This is a genomic window from Ochrobactrum sp. SFR4, from assembly GCF_019730395.1.
Lineage (GTDB): Bacteria > Pseudomonadota > Alphaproteobacteria > Rhizobiales > Rhizobiaceae > Pseudochrobactrum.
In genome coordinates, this window is record NZ_JAAPBB010000879.1 from 1 (window position 1) to 265 (window position 265).

A 265-nucleotide genomic window follows, 5' to 3' on the forward strand; every position below is an offset into this window, starting at 1 on the left:
TATTGTCGAGCGCCATATTTTCATCGCGCGGATAGGGGCGGTGTTGCAGAAGGATGCGTAGTTGATGACGGAAGCGGAGCGCTACGATGCCGTCGTGATCGGCTGTGGCGAGGGCGGGAAATACCTCGCCTGGCATATGGCGCAAGCCGGCCAGAAGGTAGCTGTCATCGAGCGGCGCTGGATCGGCGGCTCGTGCCCCAACATCAACTGCCTGCCCAGCAAGAACGAGATCTGGAGCGCGGGTATTGCTCATGCCGTTGCCCAC

1 protein-coding gene is annotated in these 265 nt (G+C 61.1%); it reads left to right on the forward strand.

Features of this window, described 5'->3' with window-relative positions; genetic code table 11:
• Positions 1-64: 64 nt before the first annotated feature.
• A partial coding sequence (locus HBA93_RS21605) for an FAD-dependent oxidoreductase (protein ID WP_221724618.1) occupies positions 65-265 on the forward strand: 201 nt, incomplete at its 3' end.